At 36.0% G+C, this 20,164-nt stretch carries 21 protein-coding genes and 5 tRNA genes; 4 read left to right on the forward strand and 22 right to left on the reverse strand.

Features of this window, described 5'->3' with window-relative positions:
• Nucleotides 1-91: 91 nt before the first annotated feature.
• From B7C41_RS04670 to B7C41_RS04730, 13 genes are all read right to left on the reverse strand, one after another.
• Nucleotides 92-469, reverse strand: coding sequence for a hypothetical protein (locus B7C41_RS04670; protein ID WP_085297598.1), 378 nt, complete (start codon nucleotides 467-469; stop codon nucleotides 92-94).
• A 114-nt stretch (nucleotides 470-583) separates the two neighbouring features.
• A complete protein-coding gene (locus tag B7C41_RS04675; RefSeq protein WP_211279484.1) occupies nucleotides 584-1,120 on the reverse strand; it encodes a hypothetical protein in 537 nt (178 codons plus the stop codon).
• Between the two features lie 112 nt (nucleotides 1,121-1,232).
• Nucleotides 1,233-1,469, reverse strand: a complete 237-nt coding sequence (locus B7C41_RS04680; RefSeq protein ID WP_085297599.1) for a hypothetical protein — start codon at nucleotides 1,467-1,469, stop codon at nucleotides 1,233-1,235.
• Between the two features lie 148 nt (nucleotides 1,470-1,617).
• The gene (locus B7C41_RS04685) at nucleotides 1,618-2,310 is read right to left on the reverse strand and encodes an AbiU2 domain-containing protein (protein WP_085297600.1); all 693 of its coding nucleotides are present in this window, start codon (nucleotides 2,308-2,310) and stop codon (nucleotides 1,618-1,620) included.
• 104 nt (nucleotides 2,311-2,414) lie between these two features.
• On the reverse strand, nucleotides 2,415-2,804 hold the full coding sequence (locus B7C41_RS04690) for a hypothetical protein (RefSeq protein ID WP_143764285.1): 390 nt from the start codon (nucleotides 2,802-2,804) through the stop codon (nucleotides 2,415-2,417).
• Nucleotides 2,805-2,984: 180 nt separating this feature from the next.
• The gene (locus B7C41_RS04695) at nucleotides 2,985-3,434 is read right to left on the reverse strand and encodes a hypothetical protein (protein WP_085297602.1); all 450 of its coding nucleotides are present in this window, start codon (nucleotides 3,432-3,434) and stop codon (nucleotides 2,985-2,987) included.
• A 109-nt stretch (nucleotides 3,435-3,543) separates the two neighbouring features.
• The gene (locus B7C41_RS04700; protein WP_085297603.1) at nucleotides 3,544-4,320 is read right to left on the reverse strand and encodes a hypothetical protein; all 777 of its coding nucleotides are present in this window, start codon (nucleotides 4,318-4,320) and stop codon (nucleotides 3,544-3,546) included.
• A gap of 485 nt (nucleotides 4,321-4,805) precedes the next feature.
• Nucleotides 4,806-4,985, reverse strand: coding sequence for a hypothetical protein (locus B7C41_RS04705; protein WP_085297604.1), 180 nt, complete (start codon nucleotides 4,983-4,985; stop codon nucleotides 4,806-4,808).
• Between the two features lie 114 nt (nucleotides 4,986-5,099).
• Entirely contained in the window at nucleotides 5,100-6,392 is a 1,293-nt protein-coding gene (locus B7C41_RS04710; RefSeq protein WP_085297605.1) for a hypothetical protein, read from the reverse strand.
• 58 nt (nucleotides 6,393-6,450) lie between these two features.
• On the reverse strand, nucleotides 6,451-6,789 hold the full coding sequence (locus B7C41_RS04715; RefSeq protein WP_085297606.1) for a DUF4339 domain-containing protein: 339 nt from the start codon (nucleotides 6,787-6,789) through the stop codon (nucleotides 6,451-6,453).
• 110 nt (nucleotides 6,790-6,899) lie between these two features.
• A complete protein-coding gene (locus B7C41_RS04720) occupies nucleotides 6,900-7,544 on the reverse strand; it encodes a hypothetical protein (RefSeq protein WP_085297607.1) in 645 nt (214 codons plus the stop codon).
• 128 nt (nucleotides 7,545-7,672) lie between these two features.
• Nucleotides 7,673-8,317, reverse strand: coding sequence for a hypothetical protein (locus B7C41_RS04725; RefSeq protein ID WP_085297608.1), 645 nt, complete (start codon nucleotides 8,315-8,317; stop codon nucleotides 7,673-7,675).
• Between the two features lie 111 nt (nucleotides 8,318-8,428).
• Entirely contained in the window at nucleotides 8,429-8,815 is a 387-nt protein-coding gene (locus B7C41_RS04730) for a hypothetical protein (RefSeq protein ID WP_085297609.1), read from the reverse strand.
• Between the two features lie 673 nt (nucleotides 8,816-9,488).
• Here B7C41_RS04730 and B7C41_RS20575 point away from each other — a divergent pair.
• Nucleotides 9,489-9,668 carry a phage integrase N-terminal SAM-like domain-containing protein gene (locus B7C41_RS20575; protein WP_328590761.1) on the forward strand — a complete coding sequence of 60 codons (180 nt, stop codon included), beginning with the start codon at nucleotides 9,489-9,491 and terminating at the stop codon, nucleotides 9,666-9,668.
• 78 nt (nucleotides 9,669-9,746) lie between these two features.
• Nucleotides 9,747-10,025: a tyrosine-type recombinase/integrase gene (locus B7C41_RS20580; protein WP_328590762.1), complete on the forward strand. Its 279-nt coding sequence runs from the start codon at nucleotides 9,747-9,749 to the stop codon at nucleotides 10,023-10,025.
• A 408-nt stretch (nucleotides 10,026-10,433) separates the two neighbouring features.
• Here the strand turns inward: B7C41_RS20580 and B7C41_RS04740 are convergent.
• The 9 genes from B7C41_RS04740 to B7C41_RS04785 form a co-directional block, all read right to left on the reverse strand.
• Nucleotides 10,434-10,510 (reverse strand) — tRNA-Asp (locus tag B7C41_RS04740).
• 43 nt (nucleotides 10,511-10,553) lie between these two features.
• A tRNA-Asp gene (locus B7C41_RS04745) sits at nucleotides 10,554-10,630 on the reverse strand.
• Nucleotides 10,631-10,681: 51 nt separating this feature from the next.
• A tRNA-Asp gene (locus tag B7C41_RS04750) sits at nucleotides 10,682-10,758 on the reverse strand.
• A 51-nt stretch (nucleotides 10,759-10,809) separates the two neighbouring features.
• Nucleotides 10,810-10,886, reverse strand: a tRNA-Asp gene (locus tag B7C41_RS04755).
• Between the two features lie 51 nt (nucleotides 10,887-10,937).
• Nucleotides 10,938-11,014, reverse strand: a tRNA-Asp gene (locus B7C41_RS04760).
• Between the two features lie 167 nt (nucleotides 11,015-11,181).
• Entirely contained in the window at nucleotides 11,182-12,618 is a 1,437-nt protein-coding gene (locus tag B7C41_RS04765) for a TIGR03503 family protein (protein ID WP_235839596.1), read from the reverse strand.
• The gene (gene dnaQ / locus B7C41_RS04770) at nucleotides 12,606-13,340 is read right to left on the reverse strand and encodes a DNA polymerase III subunit epsilon (protein WP_235839597.1); all 735 of its coding nucleotides are present in this window, start codon (nucleotides 13,338-13,340) and stop codon (nucleotides 12,606-12,608) included. The genes B7C41_RS04765 and dnaQ overlap by 13 nt, the downstream gene beginning before the upstream one ends.
• Before the next feature lie 317 nt (nucleotides 13,341-13,657).
• The gene (locus B7C41_RS04780) at nucleotides 13,658-14,149 is read right to left on the reverse strand and encodes a DUF2919 family protein (RefSeq protein WP_085297610.1); all 492 of its coding nucleotides are present in this window, start codon (nucleotides 14,147-14,149) and stop codon (nucleotides 13,658-13,660) included.
• A gap of 31 nt (nucleotides 14,150-14,180) precedes the next feature.
• Nucleotides 14,181-14,918: a DUF599 domain-containing protein gene (locus tag B7C41_RS04785; RefSeq protein WP_085297611.1), complete on the reverse strand. Its 738-nt coding sequence runs from the start codon at nucleotides 14,916-14,918 to the stop codon at nucleotides 14,181-14,183.
• Between the two features lie 287 nt (nucleotides 14,919-15,205).
• Here B7C41_RS04785 and B7C41_RS04790 point away from each other — a divergent pair, with 287 nt between their 5' ends.
• Complete coding sequence (locus B7C41_RS04790; protein ID WP_085297612.1) at nucleotides 15,206-17,599, forward strand: carbohydrate binding family 9 domain-containing protein; 2,394 nt, start codon at nucleotides 15,206-15,208, stop codon at nucleotides 17,597-17,599.
• A 255-nt stretch (nucleotides 17,600-17,854) separates the two neighbouring features.
• On the forward strand, nucleotides 17,855-20,077 hold the full coding sequence (locus B7C41_RS04795) for a carbohydrate binding family 9 domain-containing protein (RefSeq protein ID WP_158089081.1): 2,223 nt from the start codon (nucleotides 17,855-17,857) through the stop codon (nucleotides 20,075-20,077).
• Nucleotides 20,078-20,164: the final 87 nt, after the last annotated feature.

The following is a 20,164-nucleotide window of genomic DNA, read 5'->3' on the forward strand; positions in this document are numbered from 1 at the left end:
TTTTAAGCGGCAAATTGCAGTTGGCTAAAAGAGGTGAGGCACGAACAAAAAGCCAACTGTAATTTGTCCGACTTGAAAACCCTTGTTAGGTTTAAAATGCATAGAAGTAAACAGCTAAAAATAACGGAATATATAAAACACAGCTAATACCAGCAGCAATGCGCATTTTATTTTTTCCCATTATTTCCGTTGCATAAGCTAATTTAGGTGACCAAAAAATTGCAACAATTGACCACAGTACACCTATTAATAACCACGCTTGCCAAAATATTGGAGATAAATATATTTGATTATTTATATAACCATAAAAAGCGACTAAACCAACAGACATGAAAATGGCATTAGCAGACTCTTCTATCTTTACACTTAACGTACTATCGTCAGAGCCTTTGATATATCCAAAAACTTTAAATGGAAATGGTAAAACTAAAATAACAACAAGTATCCAAAATGATATTTGCCAGAACATACAGCTTAACTCCCTTTAAACCTAACGCCCATTTAAGGGGCTGAAAATAGTTTGCTAAAATGTGTAGCGAAGCGAAACCGAGCAAACTGTTAGCAGTCCCGCTTGAAATTCTTGTTAGGTATTACTATCTACCACAACTGAACATGACTCAGTAAAGGAAGAGAATGTTTCAGTAATTTGAGCATAAATTAACTTGTTAAACTCACCGTTTGTTTCAGCATTTTCTATTATTGTTTTTATTAAAGTAACTTTGGAGGAATTGAATACATATTTCTCTAATTTTGACCTTACATTACTATTTGTTAGAGATAAGACATATTCATTTTTTTTATTTATTTTCCAAGTTTCAAGATCAGATGAAAGAAACATATAGAGTTCATCGGTGCTGTCACCAAAATCTAAATAAAGAAATACGATAAAACCATGTGAAACATAGTTTTGAGGAATATGAATATTGTTACTCTTACCCTTCGGTACGCTCCTGCCTTTACTTTGAATTCTACAAAACTTAACACCGTCACTCATATTCATGAATGCTAGTAAGTCTGTACCATTTTGGTCAAAGTAGGGTTTGGCTACAAGCAAACCATTTTTTTGAAGTTCATGTGCTATTTTTGATTCTGCAGTGTTTTCTAATACTGATGTATCCACTGTACCTCCTTGTAATACCTAACGCCGTTTTAAGCGGCAAATTGCTGTTGGCTAAAATAAGTGAGGCACGAACAAAAAGCCAACTGTAATTTGTCCGACTTGAAAACCCTTGTTATGTGTTTACTGCTCTACTTGCATTTATATCGATTAGTACACGTTGGATGAAATACCCGCATGCACCAACAGAAGAAATAGGGGCAATATAAAACAATAAATTATCCAATTGAGCATCACCCGAAAAATATGCAATTAATTGTATGAAAACAATTGGCACAACTACTAAGAAAATAGCAAAACTCATATGTTTTTTAACAATACTCTTTATTTCATTATCCGTTATTAAACTCACCGATTACTTCCTTTGTGAAAATTGATTAGAAAACTTACGTGCCCAATATGAAAAACACATAACGCCCTGTTAAGGGGCAAAATTTAGTTGGCTAAAATGTTGAGGAACGAAAACAGCCAACTGTATTTTGTCCCGCTTGAACAGCTTGTTATGCATTGCAGCCGATTTTAAACTTATTTAAAAGCAAAGAGATATCTTTTTCAAACCAGTTTTCATCAATTACTCTATTTTTTAATATGGGCTGTTTTCCATTATTAAAAACTTCGTGAATAGTTGCATCAAAATCTACTAAAAAATTCAACAAATCTTCGATATTTACCTTTTTAGTAGCTGCCCACAATTCGTCCGTTTTTTCTGCGTATTCTTTATTTGAATGAGCGAATATATTGTGTCTAATAGGTTGGAACACATCTTGGTAAACACTTCTAAACTTAGCTATATCACCACGTAAAATTTGAAAATCTTTTTGTGTGGGTTCGTATACTTTAGCCATGTAGTCATCAATCCATTCATTAGCATTTCCTGAACCTTTTAATTTCCTAGCGCGAAGTGAATCTTTTGAAAATAGATGGATATCGGAAATACAGCTTTTTATAAGATCATCAATAGAAATAGTATCTCCATCAATGTCAAAGATTCTACCAAGTGTCATGATTAAGCTAAGCATCATGGAATGGCGCAAAAAAATCCAACTATTAGGTGTCTGATTCATAGCACTTAACAGCTCAGGGTCATCTGAAGGCATATTTTGCAATACTTTCCAAATTACATAACTTCCAGTGGCTTGATGTACTTCATTAGAAAACAAGTTGTGATATTGAGTATAGGTTTCAGATTTCATATAGATGCATAACGCCCACGTTAAGGGGCTTTTTATTAGTTTGCTAAAGTTGTGAAGCGAAGCGGAACCGAGCAAACTGTAAAAAGTCCCGCTTTAATTGCTTGTTATGTATCTTTTTTCCGGTTGAAAAATAATGAAACAAGCATTACTAAAGCAACTAAAAATAGTGCATAAGCGGTTTCTTTATCCGAGGATACAACATCTTCCAATGAATAAATCCTAGTTCCATCAAGAGTAAACTCATATGCCATGGCAAAGTTAGCCTCGCTAGGCAAAACAGAAACTATTACGGAACCACCGATTAATTTTTGCATTTCTTCGTCGCAATTGGTTCTCAGTGAGAACTCTTCCAATACCTTGTAAGACGAAATGCCACCTTCGTTTTTTAACACTACAGTTGGCGAGCCGTCCTTACTTCCCGAGTTACAGCTAACAGACTCAATTGAGCCAGTTACTTGTATTAGTTCAAATCTGGAGATTTCATCCTGATTCAACTTTAGAAGACCTAACCCGAAGAAAAGCATTAAAAGTAAAATCCAAACACAGAACTTCAATATTTCACCCTAGATACATAACGCCCTGTTAACAGGCAATAATATAGTTGGCTAGAATAAGCGACGAAGGAGCAAAAGCCAACTGTATTTTGTCCTTGTTTAACAGCTTGTTATGTGACTTTAACTCCGCCACCATTCTTTTACATTTGCCGAATGCTCAACTCCACGATTGTCGATGGCAATAGCAGTTGCTTTATATTTAATAGCTTGAGGAGCTGATTCAGGGTTAGAGAAGAAATAACCTGTTGTATCACCCATTGGTGCATCAAAATCATACTCTACCTCTAATCTTGCGGAGGAAATCATCGAAGGCTCAACATTCTGTGAGGCTAAGAGTTTTGCAAAGCTCCATGGGCAATACTTTGTAAATTCAGAAACATTTGGTGTGAGAACCTTTTTTGGTGATACATCAGACGTAAGAATATTAATAACAATTTTCTTGGCGGTATATCTATTTGCAGCCTCAAACAGAACCTGAGAAAAATATGATTTTTCACTGTGATTTTCGATACTCAAAAATGAATCAGCCCAATTATGGATAACACTTTTGATATTTTTATACTTTGCCATACGATAGTCACATAACGCTTTGCTAAGCGGCAATAAAATAGTTGGCTAAAATTAGCGAGGAACGAGCAAAAGCCAACTGTTTTTTGTCCGTTTAAGCAACTTGTTAGAGCTACATTTCACCCATTTCATTTTTAAGCCAAAGGTATTTATCTTTAACTCGCGAGGGGGGATTAGAGTCAATTATCGCTTGAATTTTGTTAGATATACCTGCTTGTGCTTTCTCTATAGTTTCAAGCTGAAGACTTCTTGAAAATGCTAAAGTACTAGACGTAGTTATATATCTAAAACTTGATGGTAATGACATATAACAATACTTTTCATCTTCATTAATTAAAGCCTCAAAAATCTCAAATGTTTTAATTTTTCGAAAGGCCTCAATACAATGTTTGTCGAATATAATTCTAGGGCTAACTGCTTCTTTGGATTCTAAAAAGTATGCTTGATTCATTGCTGGCCCAAAAAGTGGCCCATTATCATCATGAACTAAATCTCCCAGTGTAATACCACCACGTATTAATAAAGAGTGTTCATCCCATAACTTTATACTAAGTTTTGCCAATAATTCTAAAATTGTTTGGGATGCAACAATATCATCAGCTTCGGCAGATAAAACTAGGCTATCGGAGAAATATGAAATAGTTACAGGGGATAACTGACTTAATTTAGCAGCCATAAAAGCAGCAATTTCTTTTGCTTCTTCTAGCTCTTCTTTAGGAATTTTTTCTTCATTCAAGGAGCCGTACATGGTTTCTTGAAGTAAGCTAGGATTCATCGAAACCAAAGCATCATGAATACTCTTAGCTATATCTGGCATTTGGGCACTTTGCTCAACTAAAGAACCAAACCCAAGGATATCAATAAATGCTATAAATTTTTTTCGATACATATAGATAATTTACCTGTAGCTCTAACGCCCTAATAACGGGCAAAAAATAGTGGGCTAAAATGAGCGAAGCGAAAAAGAGCCTGCTGTTTTTTGTCCCTGTTTATTTGCTTGTTAGCATTGCAACATGCCAAGCCTAGCAAACAACGTTATTGTTAAAATAGACACCTAAAGTAATTGATTACGTTGAATAAGTGAACTGATTTTTGAGACTTTAGCATGCTTAAAAACTTAACCGCTAGAAAGTATGCCGCCCCGCTTAAATTCAGTGCATAGCTTACTTACAACGAGCTAGGAATTGTGCGAACAAACGATGAATTTTAAAGATAAAAACACAACGATTTATCTTGCATGCTAACGCCCCGCTAAGGGGAAATTTATTGTTGGCTAAAATGTTGAACGGAGTGAAAACAGCCAACTGTAAATTTTCCCTCTTGAGCGCCTTGTTAGGCATTTAGCCCAAAATACATCCGCTGTATTTGTATTTATTAAGTAATGGAAATATCTAATTCGGTTGGTTGATGGTCAATAAAAATTGTAGTTCCATCAGTAAACTGTATTCCTACTTCTTTAGTCCTATGTCGAAATACTTGCTGGACAACCTTTCCTTTAAGTAAATCCGTAGCTCTATTGGCTTCATCCTCTAAATTTTTATCACCTGAACTCATTAGTTCACCTTATATGCCTAACGCCAGCTTAAGCGGACTAAAATAGTGGGTTATTATGTGAAGCGAAGCGAAACCTAACCCACTGTTTTAGTTCCGTTTAAAGCTCTTGTTAGCTTACATTTTGGTATCTTTACGTATAGCAGTTAAGAATTGATAATATAAATAACCTAAAGTTAATTTATTGAATAAAAAGATTGCAGGTGAACTTTTAAAACACTCTTCATTACTTATGATTGAAAAATACTTAAATACTTCAATGTACCATTTATTATCATTGCAGCATGCTCCGAAAAAAAGCAATAAAAAGTATGTCAAACAACCTATTATAACAATTCCAGCTATAGGGCGTAGCCAACTTTGTGAATGATTGGAGCATAGTCCGTGTAAGAAAAAAACTATATAGTCTAAAGAAAAAAAGCTAAGGTTATGTTTCTTTTTCTTTAATTCTAATGAATGATATTTATTAGAATCGATCGTATTACCCACTGACTTTAATTGATGTTTAATTATACGATAAGTTTCTTGAGATGTATTATTCACCGACGCCTTTGACTCGAGCCCCTTTATATTATAAAAGTTTACTTCCTTCTCTATATTTGAATAATCTAAACCTATACCATTTAAGAATGTTGCTTTTCTAAAATGTACATACCCCATAAATGTTACATATTTAAAATCAACTTTTGATTTGAAAATAACATCTCCGAATAAAGTTCTTTTATTAAAATTTATTGAATGAAATTTTATTTCGGCTTCTAGTGAGCTTATTTCGCAACCAAAAAAATCTGCATTATTAGAAAAATTGCAGTTTCGGATACATAGATCTGATAGGGTTGAGTTATGTAATTTGAATTTATCTTTAAAGTTAGTGTTTAAAAATGATAATTTTTCAATTATCAAATTTTCAGATTCACCTTTATTTATACTATTTATATAAATTCTTTTTTCAAATTCACAACCTACAAAACTTACCTCTTTTAAATGACTATCAATAAAGAAATCTTCTTTGAAAATGCAGTCCTTAAACATAAAAATATCTATTTCTAAAGGTGGAGTTTTCTCGCTTTGGGGATTAAGCAAATCAGAAACTAAGTTCATTGCAAAATAGCCAGCTACTTTGAAAGAATTTTTCTTTCCATTTTTGTACTCAGAGCTACTTGATGGAGTCTTTATGTCATGATCAATTAGTACAGTGGTACTTGTAAATGTAACGTTTTCAAATATATAAGCCTTACCTACAACCTTAAAGTTACCTGTATCTTTTTCTTTGATGTCTGAGAATATAATATTTCTAACGCTACTATCATTCATTTCTATGAAAACTTCCTTTTCTATGCGGTAAGCTAACGCCGCAATAAGCGGAAAATTACTGTTGGCTAAAATGTTTGAGGAACGAAAAACAGCCAACTGTAAATTTTCCGTTTAATTGCCTTGTTAGGCGACTGACCACCAAACTGTTCAGTGGCTAATAACCCCGTACAGCGAATACGAAAACACAAATAGCAACCATAGCCAGAACATATAGAATTGCAGGAACAGGATTACCATTCTCAGTTTCTGACGCTAAGTATGCATTAAACTCTTTTTTACTTTGCTGTCTTCCATGCTTTGAAGCGAGATTATGCTCTCCTACGGGAATTGTACCACTATTAACATACTCTTTTGCTGCCGCTAATGTTGGTAAAGGACCGAAATCCTGTTGCTGTTCATTATTTAGAACGTACCAGCTTGAGCCGTCTTTAATTATAAAGCGACCATCAGATACAGAGTATTGACCTGCTTGAATCCTTTTAACAGCAACCATACGTTCTCCTGACGCCTAACGCCCTAATAATGGGCAAAAAATTGTTTGCTAAAATGTTGAGGAACGAAAACAGCAAACTGTTTTTTGTCCTTATTTATTAGCTTGTTATATTACGCATTACACTGAACTTTTAAAGTATTTAATACTTCGTCAATTTCAGATGTATTTTCTTTATTTATAACAGTACGAATAACAGCAATGGCATAATCTCCTGACAAACAAGCCATATACTTTTGCTTTACGGTGTTGGTTCCAACAGCCATTTGACTGTTGAAATAAGATATATTTACTCCATTTATTTCTTGCTTGAGGCACTCATCCTCGATTTCCATTTGAACTTGGCTTTGCTTTATTAATTGCTTAGCATGATAAAGATAATCACAGCCACTTTTTATACCTGGCAGTGCAGATATATTCTCGGCGACTCCCATTAATGAAGAGTTATTATCCGTAGGTGTGCCCGGAGTAAATTCATGGAAGCCAAATAATGGGAGCGATGTCTTTAACGAGGCATCAACTATAGCTTCGAAGTTTTCATCATCACCTGACATGATATCTTTGCCCTTATGCTGCATTGCGACTAACTCTTTGATATTTTGCGCATACCAGCTTTTAGGTTTAATAATACTCATTTTGAATTTTTCATTAGAAAAATGAATACCATCGTCAGAAGTTGTCCAAGCTACTTCTTTAATACCAACATCACTACACGAAATTAGGTTTAAAGATAAGAATAATACGACTAGTTTTTTCAAGGAATAACACTCCATGTTTGAAAGTAATATAACGCCTCATTAAGAGGCAAATAATTGTTGGCTAAAATTAGCGACGCAGGAGCAAAAGCCAACTGTTATTTGTCCTGCTTTAATGACTTGTTATGTGCCTATTCTCTATAAAAATATTTTTCAATTTCTGAAGGTGAAGGCTTTCCCTTAGGTCCTTGGATTACATTTAAATTATACTGATTGTGGAGGTTAATAATCCATTGATACCTAATTTTGTAGAATCTAATGGTTTCTGTTTCACCAAATTTATTTTCAGCAGAAGAAAGAAAGTCATATAAACAAAGACAAGGCTTTCCAACTGACGCTCTGTACGCACCGTTTATTATATTATTTGAGTTAACTTGTAGAAGAAGTGTATTTGCATACTCTGGATTAAAATTTAAATCACGAAATGATATTTTTTCTATTTCTGAGTTTTCAGTTGTAACATTAATAGTATGATTTAAAGAACTTTCAATAAAATTTGAAGCTTCTCTAATTGCTTCATGAGCTAGTTCAAGATCTTTTTTGAATATTTCCAGTTGGTATGTTTCTTCGGTTTTTCTGTATGTTTTGTAGAGAAAGTATAAACTTAAAATACTAAGTGGGAAGGTCACAGCACCTGCTAGATAGCTGCCAAAACTCCCCCAGTCTGATGAATCAGGAGATAAGCTTCCATTAAAAACTGAAAAATAAAGGCCAAAGATCATTATTGCTAGAACAATAACCAAGACAATAAAAAATCGTTCTTTCTTCGATATCAACTCAAATCTCCGACAGGCACATAACGCCCCACTAAGAGGCAAAAAATAGTTGGTTAAAATTAGCGACGCAGGAGCAAAACCAACTGTTTTTTGTCCTGCTTGAGTGGCTTGTTATATGCCATTTTCTACAAAAACTACAGTAGACTCTTTGAAGTTGATATTTAATTTACTTGATTCCGTTAATTTTAATAAACGCAACTTAAGTCGTTTATCCATTTGATTTAGAGGTTCACACTGTTTTTTGTAAGGCCCATTAGGTAGATCCCAATCAAAAACATAAAAGCCTAATTTACTGTAATCTAAGAAAACATCTGAACTCCCCCAGTTAGGAGATTCTAAAGAATTCGAAATATCATCATGTTTAGAGAAAATATCGAGTACATATTTAGGAACAAAACCTTCTCCAGCAGTTGAAAATAAACCGAAGTTGCCCTCGGAATCGATTGCATACCAATCGAACTCTCTACCTTCGATTTCTTCTTCATAGATTCTGCTCACTAGAAAGTTAACTCCTAACTTATGTTGGCATATAACGCCCCACTAAGAGGCAAATAATAGTTGGTTATAATAGAGAGCGAAGCGAACAAAACCAACTGTTATTTGTCCTGCTTGAGTGGCTTGTTATGTGTAAATATTTGGGAGTACGAGTCCCATTACTATGAACACAAAACCAACAAATTGAATAATTAAGTCCAATTTACGGTAACTAGTCTCAGGCATTACAGAAAACGAAGCCTTCTTGGTAAAAAAGTCAGAAGGAAGTAATCGAAGACTAGAATAACCCATGCAACAAAAACCAAGTCCTAACAGAATGCTAGAAGGCATTGATTGATAGATACCAGAAGTGAGGCTTACTATTGCAGTGCCAAACCAAAACAAGCTTGGTCAATGCATTCCTTTTTTACTTTCTGCTGTAGACATTTAATAATCCCTTACACATAACAACTTATTAGTAGGATTAGATCACGCTTTCTTTTAGTGTGTCTGTCCTAAAAACATATAAAATTTCATTTTAATATACTTACATTTAGCTTTATCTTCAATACCTTAATCTAATTTCAATCTCCTTTTCATTCGAGAAAGCGAGACTAATTCTCGGTTTCTCGAATGAAAAGGAGAATGCGGCCAAACTGTATAAATAAACAGTTAAAAAGAAATAAAAGAGAAAGTAATGAAATCTGACTTTCTGTCACATATTAAAGAAAATATGTGGACTAAGCAGTACGCTAAAAGAACGAGCAAGTTATACTTATATTGGATTAAAGCCTATATTATATTTATTGATAAAAAACACCCAAATAATTGTCACAATAGTGCAGTTGAACGCTTTTTGAACTACCTTTCGCACTAAGTAGAAAATACCCTAACGCACGAAAGAGCTCGGGTGGCACTATCTATTCCTTCAAAAAGGCTAAGTATCAACTTTTAAGTGAATGCTATTCGACGCCATCATATTAATGAAATGGCGATTAGAAAAACTATAAAAGTTGCTTCAATAAAGGCAGGTCTTGATAAACATATTACTTGCCACGCTGTACGCCACTCTTTCGCAACACATTTACTAAAGCGAGGCGCCGATATTCGCACAGTCCAAGAACAATTAGACCACAGTGACGTTAAAACAACGCAAATTTATACTCATGTTATAGAATGCGGTGCTGATAGCGTTACTAGCCCATTATCTGATCTAATAAATACGCGTAATTGATACCATTTCAATCTTAATAGCTATTATTGCTCGATAATTTCGCCTGCATTATTCTACTTACGAGCATGCATGCCCTAATCAATCAAGCGGCTTGTTCTTGAACATTTACCCTAGCTTAAAATTGATCAATAACTTATTACATTTGGCACAATTTAATAGAGTTTATGCCTAAGAAAATTCAATATATACATTATGTTTATCGAATAGAAAGCTGAACAACTGAATTCGCTATTCAGCTTGTTACTAGATATGTTTTTTAGATAACAAAGATATGCATTGTAAGTTTACGTGCTTGATTTTGTAGAGTAATTGCTTAATAAAAACTAAAAAAATAGTTTATGTAGGTATTTAATTATTATAAGAAATATTTTGAAATTTTAGGTAGGTGTATACTTGCATTAAATAAATTGGCGGAGTGGACGGGACTCGAACCCGCGACCCCCGGCGTGACAGGCCGGTATTCTAACCAACTGAACTACCACTCCGCGTATTTATTTTTGAGTTTTAGGACTCAACCTTTGAAACAATTGGCGGAGTGGACGGGACTCGAACCCGCGACCCCCGGCGTGACAGGCCGGTATTCTAACCAACTGAACTACCACTCCACACTTCTTGTTCCTATAAATTTTGAAAGGATTTATAACCTTTGAAACAATTGGCGGAGTGGACGGGACTCGAACCCGCGACCCCCGGCGTGACAGGCCGGTATTCTAACCAACTGAACTACCACTCCACACTTCTTGCTTCTGTAAGTTTTGAAAGGGCTTACAACCTTTGAAACAATTGGCGGAGTGGACGGGACTCGAACCCGCGACCCCCGGCGTGACAGGCCGGTATTCTAACCAACTGAACTACCACTCCACACTTCTTGCTTCTGTAAATTTTGAAAGGATTTATAACCTTTGAATTAATTGGCGGAGTGGACGGGACTCGAACCCGCGACCCCCGGCGTGACAGGCCGGTATTCTAACCAACTGAACTACCACTCCACACATCAATCGTTGCTTTCAACACAACTCGTTGAATGCGGCGGGAATAATACGGTTAAGATTCGGTGCCGTCAACCAGTTTTTTCTATTCATTTGTCTATATGCCTAATTGATAAGCAATCCGACGTTTTTAACCGCAAAAACGCCGATAAAAATACGTTAAAATATTATTTCTTCGTCTTTTTACGACGCATTACTAAAAATAAAATACCGGCAAGCAATACAACTAACATATTCCCAGCAACAATATATATCATTGTTTCTTGCTGTTTAGCGGCAATTTCAGCTTCTTGTACTGCTTTTGCTTGTGCTAATTCTTGTTTCAATTTTTCTGCTAGTTTCTCAGCGTCAGCTATTGCTCGAGCATTCTTCTGTTCAGTACTCAGCTCTGTACCATTAAGTGATGGCACAAGTGGGCCATCAATACCCTCAACATTAAAGCTAAACTCAGATACCTTGGCTCGGAATTCCCTACCACTCGTTGTTTCACCAAACACACTAATTTTAACGCGATGTATGCCAGGCTCAGTAAAAGCAATATTATGAATTCTTGACTTCCCTTTTCCTTCCATCACCGAAAAAGGTTCCACTTGTCTGTCAGGAAAGGTAATTTTACCTTGAATTAAAACACTATCAGCTAAAACGTAGCTTTCATCAATGGCAAAAGTTACTACGTGGAAACCTTTTTTATTTTGTGTGGTTTCTACTGAAATAGTAATAGGGTTTTTTTGTACAATTATTGGTGTTTGTCTTAACTCTCTCGTTGCCATTGGCATTTTAATAATATAAATAGGCTCCCACTCACCCGGAGCAAAGTCTAATTCAAATTCGCCAGTAAAAAGGCTGTCATTAGCGTGTTCATCTAAATCTCTACCGTCATCACGAAATGAGGCTAATTTAATCGGCTCGGCACCAAAATTATCAAAATTAGCGTTGTTGGTACTAAAAAAATCTACATCAAGCACCAGTACATCATTAAATGCAGGGTTATCAATCGCCAATTCACCATTAAATAAACGCCCTTCCATTTTAAGCGTTTCACCTTGTAATATGATATTAGGTATTGGGGTCACTTCTAACTTTATCTCTGAAACCACCATGATTTTACTATTATGTTCAACTTGACCAATCACCTGCCAAGGTCCAATCATAGGTGATTTTATTTTGATCATGTCAAAGGTTCGATCATCAAACCATTGCACCTTATCTTTTGGTGCAGTGTTTATTTTTAACTTTGAGCCGTCTGGGCGTACTAAAATAACTGGTGGCGTACCACTGCGACGATAAAATAAAAAAGTAACTTCTTCTAATTCAGCATCAATGCGAAAGCGATTGTCGAAATAAGGGATCTGGTTTGTAACATTATCACCTTCATAATAGTCAATTTCACCTTTTAGCTGTTGTGCGTTTACACTCAAAGTGGCAGCAACAGCTAAAATAAAACCTGCGATAACGTTGCTAGCTGAAGCTTGATTAAGTGAGCTTATCATTTTAAAGGCGCTTTTTTTTATCGCATTAAGCGCCGGTATGCTTGATGCTGTTATCTTTGTGTCAACCATCACCACTTCTGCCATTATTTCTTTTTCTGTGCCTATTTCTGCCATAACGGCGTAGCCCCTTTTTCACTAACAATAGCTAAACGCTTTTCATGTTCTTCTAGTTCATCGGCCGTGGCATGTAAAACCTTTAGTTTTGAGCGGTTTATATTTACCCTGCGAATAGCGTTGGCATCTGCATTTTTGCCATCACCTGAGTGTAAATTCAGTGTTTCTTGCTTACGCGTCATTTCAATATAGACAAACGCTAACAACTGGGCATCAATTAGTGCCCCGTGATAAGTACGATCTATAAGCTTATCAACTTTATAAAAACGCGCTAAATAATCTAACGTTTTAGGTGAGCCAAATTCGTCTTTCGACACTTTTAAAGTATCGGTTACACTACAAATATCTGTCGTTTTTGGTAAGCCCGGTACCATGGCAAACTCATGATCCATAAAACCAACATCAAACTTAGCATTATGAATAACAAGGCGAGCACCTTTAATAAAATCTACAAACTCTTGCCCTACTTGTTCAAATACTGGTTTATCTTGCAAAAAGTCATCCGTTAAGCCATGAATATTGATAACTTCTTGTTCCATCACCATTTGCATGCCATAGGCCATTGGCTTGACATATACATGATAGTTACGACCTGTTAATTGACGGTTGACCATCTCCACACAACCAATTTCAACAATACGATGTCCTTCGCGAGGATTAATACCAGTGGTTTCCGTATCAAGAATAATTAATCGTTCGTCTTGGCTATTTTCATCAATCAAGTGCTTTACCTTTCTTTAAATCGTTTTTAATTTTTTAGGGCCTGTTGACCTTTTAAGATTGTTTTTGTGGCCATTCGTTAGGTATTTATACAGTGCAGAGTCTTTACCATGTTGTTATTACACATAAAAAGGTGATAACGCTGTAAAAATACTCAATAAACACTGTCCAAAGAATTCGGCTAAAAGCCGCTTTACTTTTTGTTGAATAATCTTTATTTAGAATGACTAGCCTACACACTACTAGTCTCAATTAAAACGCTTTTATCTAGCACAAAATTTAACCGCAAAACATCAATTGCACCTAACTACTATGACTATTATTTTTCAGGGAGTTGCTCTGGAAATTCTGCTAAATTAATAGCAAAACGTTTACTCAATAATATATAAGTAATAGCACTAATGACCAAGGAGCTATGCACCAACAACCAAGATATGGACTGTAGTTGCCAAATAAAAAATCCCAGTACGGTGATCAACAAGTCAAATAATAGTGCAATAATTAATAGCAAATGGCATCGTTGCCAACTACTTCGCACCCAACTTGCAGCGTTCGGTCGGCGTAAGCTTAGTACTAGGACGACAAATAAACCGACAACACCTGAAAATAAGCTTAAATAAAATAGTGATGTTTGCGGAAAAACCCATTGAATAATCCCCACATGGTCACGCATATTAGTCACCGACATAATCCAGGTAATATAAGCACGCAATACAAATAATAAAATTAAATAAATACCAGGCGCCAGTTTCAAACAATCAAAATTGTCAAAATGTTTAGGCAAAAAATTAGCATAATGCTTAGCGGTCATGAGGGGTTAACTTTTCAATTGCGTTATTGTTTTATATTGAGTCATTCTTTGGTGGGTGCCTTAATGCTCTTTCATGCTCTAAGTACTGCTGCCCTAGTGTGATAGCTTTCACCGCTTTCGAATGAAACTCTCGATTGTATAAGGTATAAACTACAAATAGGCTAGCAATAATAAAAATCATCGGATGAAAAAACCAACATAAAGCCGCTATTGAGAAATAATAAGAACGAAGACCATAATTGTATGAATGAGCCGCTTGATCTTGTACCACCGCCATTTGCTCAGCATATTGTTGCAAATTTTTATTACTGCCACTGGAGTCATACGGGCAAGCCCCAATCATCACATTAACAAAGCCATATTGACGCATCGACCAAGTAAACTGAAAAAATGCCATAACAAATATCAACGCCAATAAGCTTAACTTTAATTGGATCATGACATGGTTAGGGAATTCAGCATAAGGAATCGATTCAATAACTGACTCTAAACGCTCAACTTGAGAAAACAAAGTTAAAACACCCGCTAATATTAATAATGTCGAAGAAGCGAAAAATGCAATATTTCGCTCTAGGTTTGCGAGTAAAGCGGCCTCACTAACACGAATGTCACGACCAATAACTTCATACATCCAGTGAATTCGATGTTGATGCAAACAACGTGCGACACAGTTAGTTGTTTTGGCTTTTTTACGTGCAAACCAGGTATAACCAACCCAACAAATAATAAAACAACTTATGGCAGCAACATCAAGCAAGGAAAATGGCATGTTTCGTATAAAGACTTATGATAATAAACAAAGATGAAGTTATTATGCGCTAGAAGTTTTTAAGATTCGAGCGATTATTACTGAATATTGGTCGAATGCTCAACAAATGAGAAATATTGAGTCGTATTGATAAATTAACAATAGATAGTATATACACGTAATAGCATGTTTAGTATTTGAACGTGTGAATACAGCAAGTTATCGAATTTACTTTGACACCTAGACTAACTTTATTCAGCATCAGCACATAGTTGTAATTTTTTGTAACCCGTTTAGATGGAGCTTCAATGTTTTTCCAAAAAAAGCCAATGCTTTTGACTTTTGCTATGTTATTCATGCCCCAAGTAGCATTTTCCGCCAGCCACAACGACACTCATAATGATACCCACAATGAAATAATCAATATTCCAAAAATTTCAGGCAGCATGGTTATTGATGCTAATTTAACTGAGCCCCAATGGAAGTCTGCGAAAAAAGTACTGATTAATAACGTTACTCGCCCATACGACAATATTCCAAGCCCTGTGCATACCGAAGCATTATTAATGGAAAGCGAAGGTTATTTCTACTTAGCATTTATCGCAAAAGATCCTGACATTAAAGAAATTCGTGCATTTTTAAAAGACCGAGATAAATCTTGGGGTGAAGATTTAGTTGGTATCAAAATTGACAGTTATAATGACCAACGCAGTGCTTATCGTTTTCTTGTTAACCCTTTAGGTGTACAAATTGACGGTATTGAAAGCGAAGTAACTGGAAATGAAAGCGATGCCTGGGATGGTATTTGGGAAAGTGCAGGCAAAATAGTTCCTGACGGCTATGTTGTTGAAATGGCCTTGCCACTAAGAATGCTTAACTTTCAGGAAAGTGAAAACAAACAGACTTGGGGGCTAGAATTATTAAGGTATTACCCACGTAACGAACAACTACGTTTATCTAATATTCACCTTGACCGTGGTAACGATTGTGAAATTTGCCAAATAGCAACAGCAACAGGCTTTGAAGGTGCTAAGCAAGGCAGTAATATTACGGTTACACCATCTGTTGTTTTAGGCGCTCAAGAAGATCGTGACGATAATAATCAATGGCAACGAGATAATAATACTGAAGCCAGTTTAGATGTGCGTTGGGGGATCACCCCTGATTGGCTGCTAAATGCGACCATTAACCCTGATTTCTCCACTGTTGAAGCAGATAACGCACAGCTTAATGTCAACAATACCTTTGCACTATTTAATCGAGAAAAGCGCCCTTTCTTCCTCGATAACCAAGACTACTTCGATAGTGATTACAACCTTATTTATACTCGTAATATAAATGCCCCTAATTATGGCGCTAAATTAACTGGCCGAGAAAACAAGCATGCCTTTGGTTTATTTGTCACCGACGATCAAGATACCAACATTTTAATCCCTGGTAATCGTTCATCTTCAGTAGCCACTATTGAGGCAGAATCTAAAGCTGCGGCATTTAGATATCGTTATAGCTATAACGACGATATAACGCTGGGCTGGATAAGCACCCTGCGAACAAGCGAAGATTATAGCAACAGCGTTAATGGCATTGACGCGAGATTTCGTTTAAGTACAACTGATGTATTTAAATTTCAATCCTTGTTTTCTCAAACAGAATATCCGGATGATTTATTTCAGCAGTTTTGTAATGTTAATGACGACCAAGACGCAAGTGATTGTGCAACACCAAAGCAGAACGGTGATTGTCAATTTGGTGACTGCATTTATAATGAAAATGTTTTACGTACCTTAAAAGAAGACAAATTCACTGGCAACGCCTTCAAAGCCGGTTATTACCACAGTGATAGTGAATGGGAATACCGTGTTAGTTACAATAGGCAAAATGCGGGCTTTCGTGGTGATTTAGGTTTTATGTCGCGGGTTGACCACAATAAATTCGTTGTTGGTGGCGAGCGTAAATGGTACGCAGAGCCAGGAAGTTGGTGGACAAACTTTAAAATATATTCCGATTGGGACATTACCCATAATGATGACAATGACCTGATCGAAAAGGAATTTGATATCAATGCTCAACTCAACGCCAGTTATAGCTCATACTTTCGCTTAGCTTACACTAACCGTGAAAGTGTCGGAAGCCGACTTGATAAAAGTGATATTGCTATTGCTGGTAACACCTCACTTTTTACAGAGAATCAGTATGTATTGTTCGCCGAAACCAAACCAATATTAGGCTTCTATATCAATGCCAATTTAACTTGGGGTGATCAAATTGATTATCGTAATAACCGTCTAGGTAAAATTAGCCGGCTACGAAATACTATTAATTATAATATTAATAAGCATTTAGAAGTTAAATTAAAACAAACCTTCAGCCAACTTAATGCTGATGGTGCTAATGTTTTTATTGCTCGCCTAACCGATTTACGAACAACTTATCAATTTAATGTTCAGAGCTTTTTACGATTAAGCCTGATTTTCAATAACACCAGTAGAAATCCAAACAATTACTTATACAGTGCCCCTGAAGATATCAACCGTCACAGTAAAACACTATCAACTGAATTGTTGTACGCTTATAAAATAAATCCACAAACTGTATTTTATTTAGGTTATTCCGACTCTCATTACAGCGAAGAAGAATTTAATGACTTAGAGCAAGAGCAAAGAAGTTTGTTCATGAAATTTAGCTATGCCTGGATAAAATAGCAACGCAAGTCACTAGCAATAGCTCCCCATATTAAAAAAGTCATCCTATGCGATGACTTTTTTATAAGCAAAGATAACTATATATTGCCAATTAATTACAAATTTGTAACACTGCAAAAAATGGAATTATCGTTAACTGATAATAAGTTAGCTTAAGCGATAACAAAATAATAATTTCGGAGTGGTAAATTGACGTTAAATAATTGTAGCTTATCTGTTTTAGCTACCGCCCTCATACTTACAATGCAGCCAAGTATGGCGGAAGAAAATAGAGTTAAACTTGCACAGCTTGATATTCCTCACGTAAAACAAAGTATTAATGTTGATGGCGAATTAAATGAAGCTATGTGGCAACAAGCGCTCAACGTGCCTCTTGATATTGTTAATAACCCGTGGAATAACAAACCTAGCCCTGTTAAAACTATGGCAAAAGTGGTTGAAAACGGTGAATTTCTCTATGTTGCCTTTATCGCGCAAGACCCTAACCACGAAGACATTATAGGCTCTCTAGGAGACAGAGATACTCGTTGGGGCGATGATTTAGTCGGTTTTAAGCTCGACACGTACAATAATCGTCGATTAAATTACGACTTTTTTGTCAACCCATACGGTGTTCAACACGACAGAATTACCAATGAAATGACCGGAAACTCTGACTCAGCATGGGATGGTATTTGGGAGTCTGTTGGTAAAGTAACAGGGACTGGTTTCCAAGTAGAAATGGCGATTCCTTACCATATCCTAAATTTTGACGACACCAATGAAATAAAAACTTGGGCGATGGAATTAATTCGACTTTATCCTCGAGATGCACGCTTACGCATATCACATATAGAACTTGATCGAGACGATGCCTGTTGGTTATGTCAAATACCAGAAGTTACGGGCTTTAAAAATGCTAAAGCCAGTAAAAATTTAATGTTAACACCGACTCTAGTCGCCAATAGAAATGAAAAGCGTGATATTTTTGCTGGTAATGACGACTGGCATAGTGAGAATGATATTGACGCGGGTCTTGATCTTCGTTGGGGTATCAATGCCAACACGCTATTGAATGTTACGATTAACCCTGACTTTTCTAATGTCGAATCAGACGCAGGGCAATTAAGCGTCAATAAGACCTTTTCATTGTTTTATGACGAGAAACGTCAATTTTTTGTTGAAAACTCAGAATATTTTTCCAGCAACTTCGACTTAGTTTATACCCGTAATATCGCTGATCCTGAATACGGTGCAAAACTTACCGGCACCCAAGGTAATCATAACTACGGTGCGTTCATAACCAATGATACGCAAACCAACATTATACTGCCCGGTAATACAGGCTCCCGATTAATTTCTTTAGCAGAGGAAAGCGAGTCTGGCGCAATAAAGTACCGTTACGATGTTAACGAAGATCTCTCATTTGGCGTGGTCAGCACTCTACGTCAAACTGATAATTATCATAACTATGTTTCAGGTATTGACTCTAAATATCGTTTAAATGACTCTAATTCATTTCAGGCCCAAATACTTTTTGCTGATACTCAAGACTCCGCAAGCATGACCTTAAGCGGCAATGAAGAAAAGTTTACCGATCAAGCATTTAAAATTGAATATGCACATAATTCTGAATACTGGGAAGTTGATGCCGAGCATCAAGAGATTGGGGATAAATTTCGTGCCGACTTAGGCTTTATGCCACGCGCTGATTATCAAAAAAGTAAAGTCTTAGTTAATCGCTTGTTCTACGGTGAGCCTGAAAGTATCTGGCAGGAAATGAAATTCGCAGGTCAATGGCAAATTCTCCATAACGAGAATGGTGAGTTATTAGAGCGCTCAGTTTCTAGTAGCTTTAATATTGACGGGCCAATGCTGTCATTTGTTGATGTAATGGTCGTAGCAGCCGATAAAATAGGCTTACGTCGACATGAATTAGACGCTAGTTTAACTATTAATAATAGTATTGACGGCAATACTAAGCGTTTTCAGGAAAATCAAGTTGTCGTGTACGGTACAATTCAGCCAACACCACAGCTTTCTACGGAATTAGAACTGACTTTAGGCGATAAAATTGATTATGATAACGACAGATTGGGCGATATTACCGTACTTTACGGCAACGTTAGCTACAATATAAATAAACACTTGGAGTTTGATTTTTCACATACCTACAGTGAATTAAAAGCAGAGAGTGCTAATGTATACACCGAAAATTTGACTGAACTTAGGGTTTCATACCAGTTTAATGTTAACAGCTATCTTAAATTTAATGTTGTTTACACTGATATTGATTTTAACTTAGATAATAATGCAGCAGCGTATTCCGCAAAAGATAACAGACTTTCAACACAACTTATCTATGCTTATAAGTTAAACCCTCAGACGGTCTTTTATCTTGGCTATTCTGACAATAGTTATCAAGATGATAATTTGAAAAGTTTAGAGCGTAATCAACGAACAATTTATAGTAAAATTAGCTATGCTTGGCTACCTTAGCTAGTTCATATTAAAATTTGAAAAACGTGATACTTCAGCACGATGAGGTAATAATATAAACCTAACCGTAAAGTGCTAAAGTCTTTA

The sequence above is a fragment of the Cognaticolwellia mytili genome, assembly GCF_002104475.1.
Taxonomy (GTDB): domain Bacteria; phylum Pseudomonadota; class Gammaproteobacteria; order Enterobacterales; family Alteromonadaceae; genus Cognaticolwellia; species Cognaticolwellia mytili.

Coding starts and splice junctions, on each gene's coding strand:
- B7C41_RS04670 (WP_085297598.1), bottom strand. CDS start 469: ATGTTCTGGCAAATATCATTTTGGATACTTGTTGTTATTTTAGTTTTA.
- B7C41_RS04685 (WP_085297600.1), bottom strand. CDS start 2,310: ATGAAATCTGAAACCTATACTCAATATCACAACTTGTTTTCTAATGAA.
- B7C41_RS04695 (WP_085297602.1), bottom strand. CDS start 3,434: ATGGCAAAGTATAAAAATATCAAAAGTGTTATCCATAATTGGGCTGAT.
- B7C41_RS04700 (WP_085297603.1), bottom strand. CDS start 4,320: ATGTATCGAAAAAAATTTATAGCATTTATTGATATCCTTGGGTTTGGT.
- B7C41_RS04705 (WP_085297604.1), bottom strand. CDS start 4,985: ATGAGTTCAGGTGATAAAAATTTAGAGGATGAAGCCAATAGAGCTACG.
- B7C41_RS04715 (WP_085297606.1), bottom strand. CDS start 6,789: ATGGTTGCTGTTAAAAGGATTCAAGCAGGTCAATACTCTGTATCTGAT.
- B7C41_RS20575 (WP_328590761.1), top strand. CDS start 9,489: ATGAAATCTGACTTTCTGTCACATATTAAAGAAAATATGTGGACTAAG.
- B7C41_RS04765 (WP_235839596.1), bottom strand. CDS start 12,618: ATGGCAGAAATAGGCACAGAAAAAGAAATAATGGCAGAAGTGGTGATG.
- B7C41_RS04780 (WP_085297610.1), bottom strand. CDS start 14,149: ATGACCGCTAAGCATTATGCTAATTTTTTGCCTAAACATTTTGACAAT.
- B7C41_RS04785 (WP_085297611.1), bottom strand. CDS start 14,918: ATGCCATTTTCCTTGCTTGATGTTGCTGCCATAAGTTGTTTTATTATT.
- B7C41_RS04790 (WP_085297612.1), top strand. CDS start 15,206: ATGTTTTTCCAAAAAAAGCCAATGCTTTTGACTTTTGCTATGTTATTC.
- B7C41_RS04795 (WP_158089081.1), top strand. CDS start 17,855: ATGGCGGAAGAAAATAGAGTTAAACTTGCACAGCTTGATATTCCTCAC.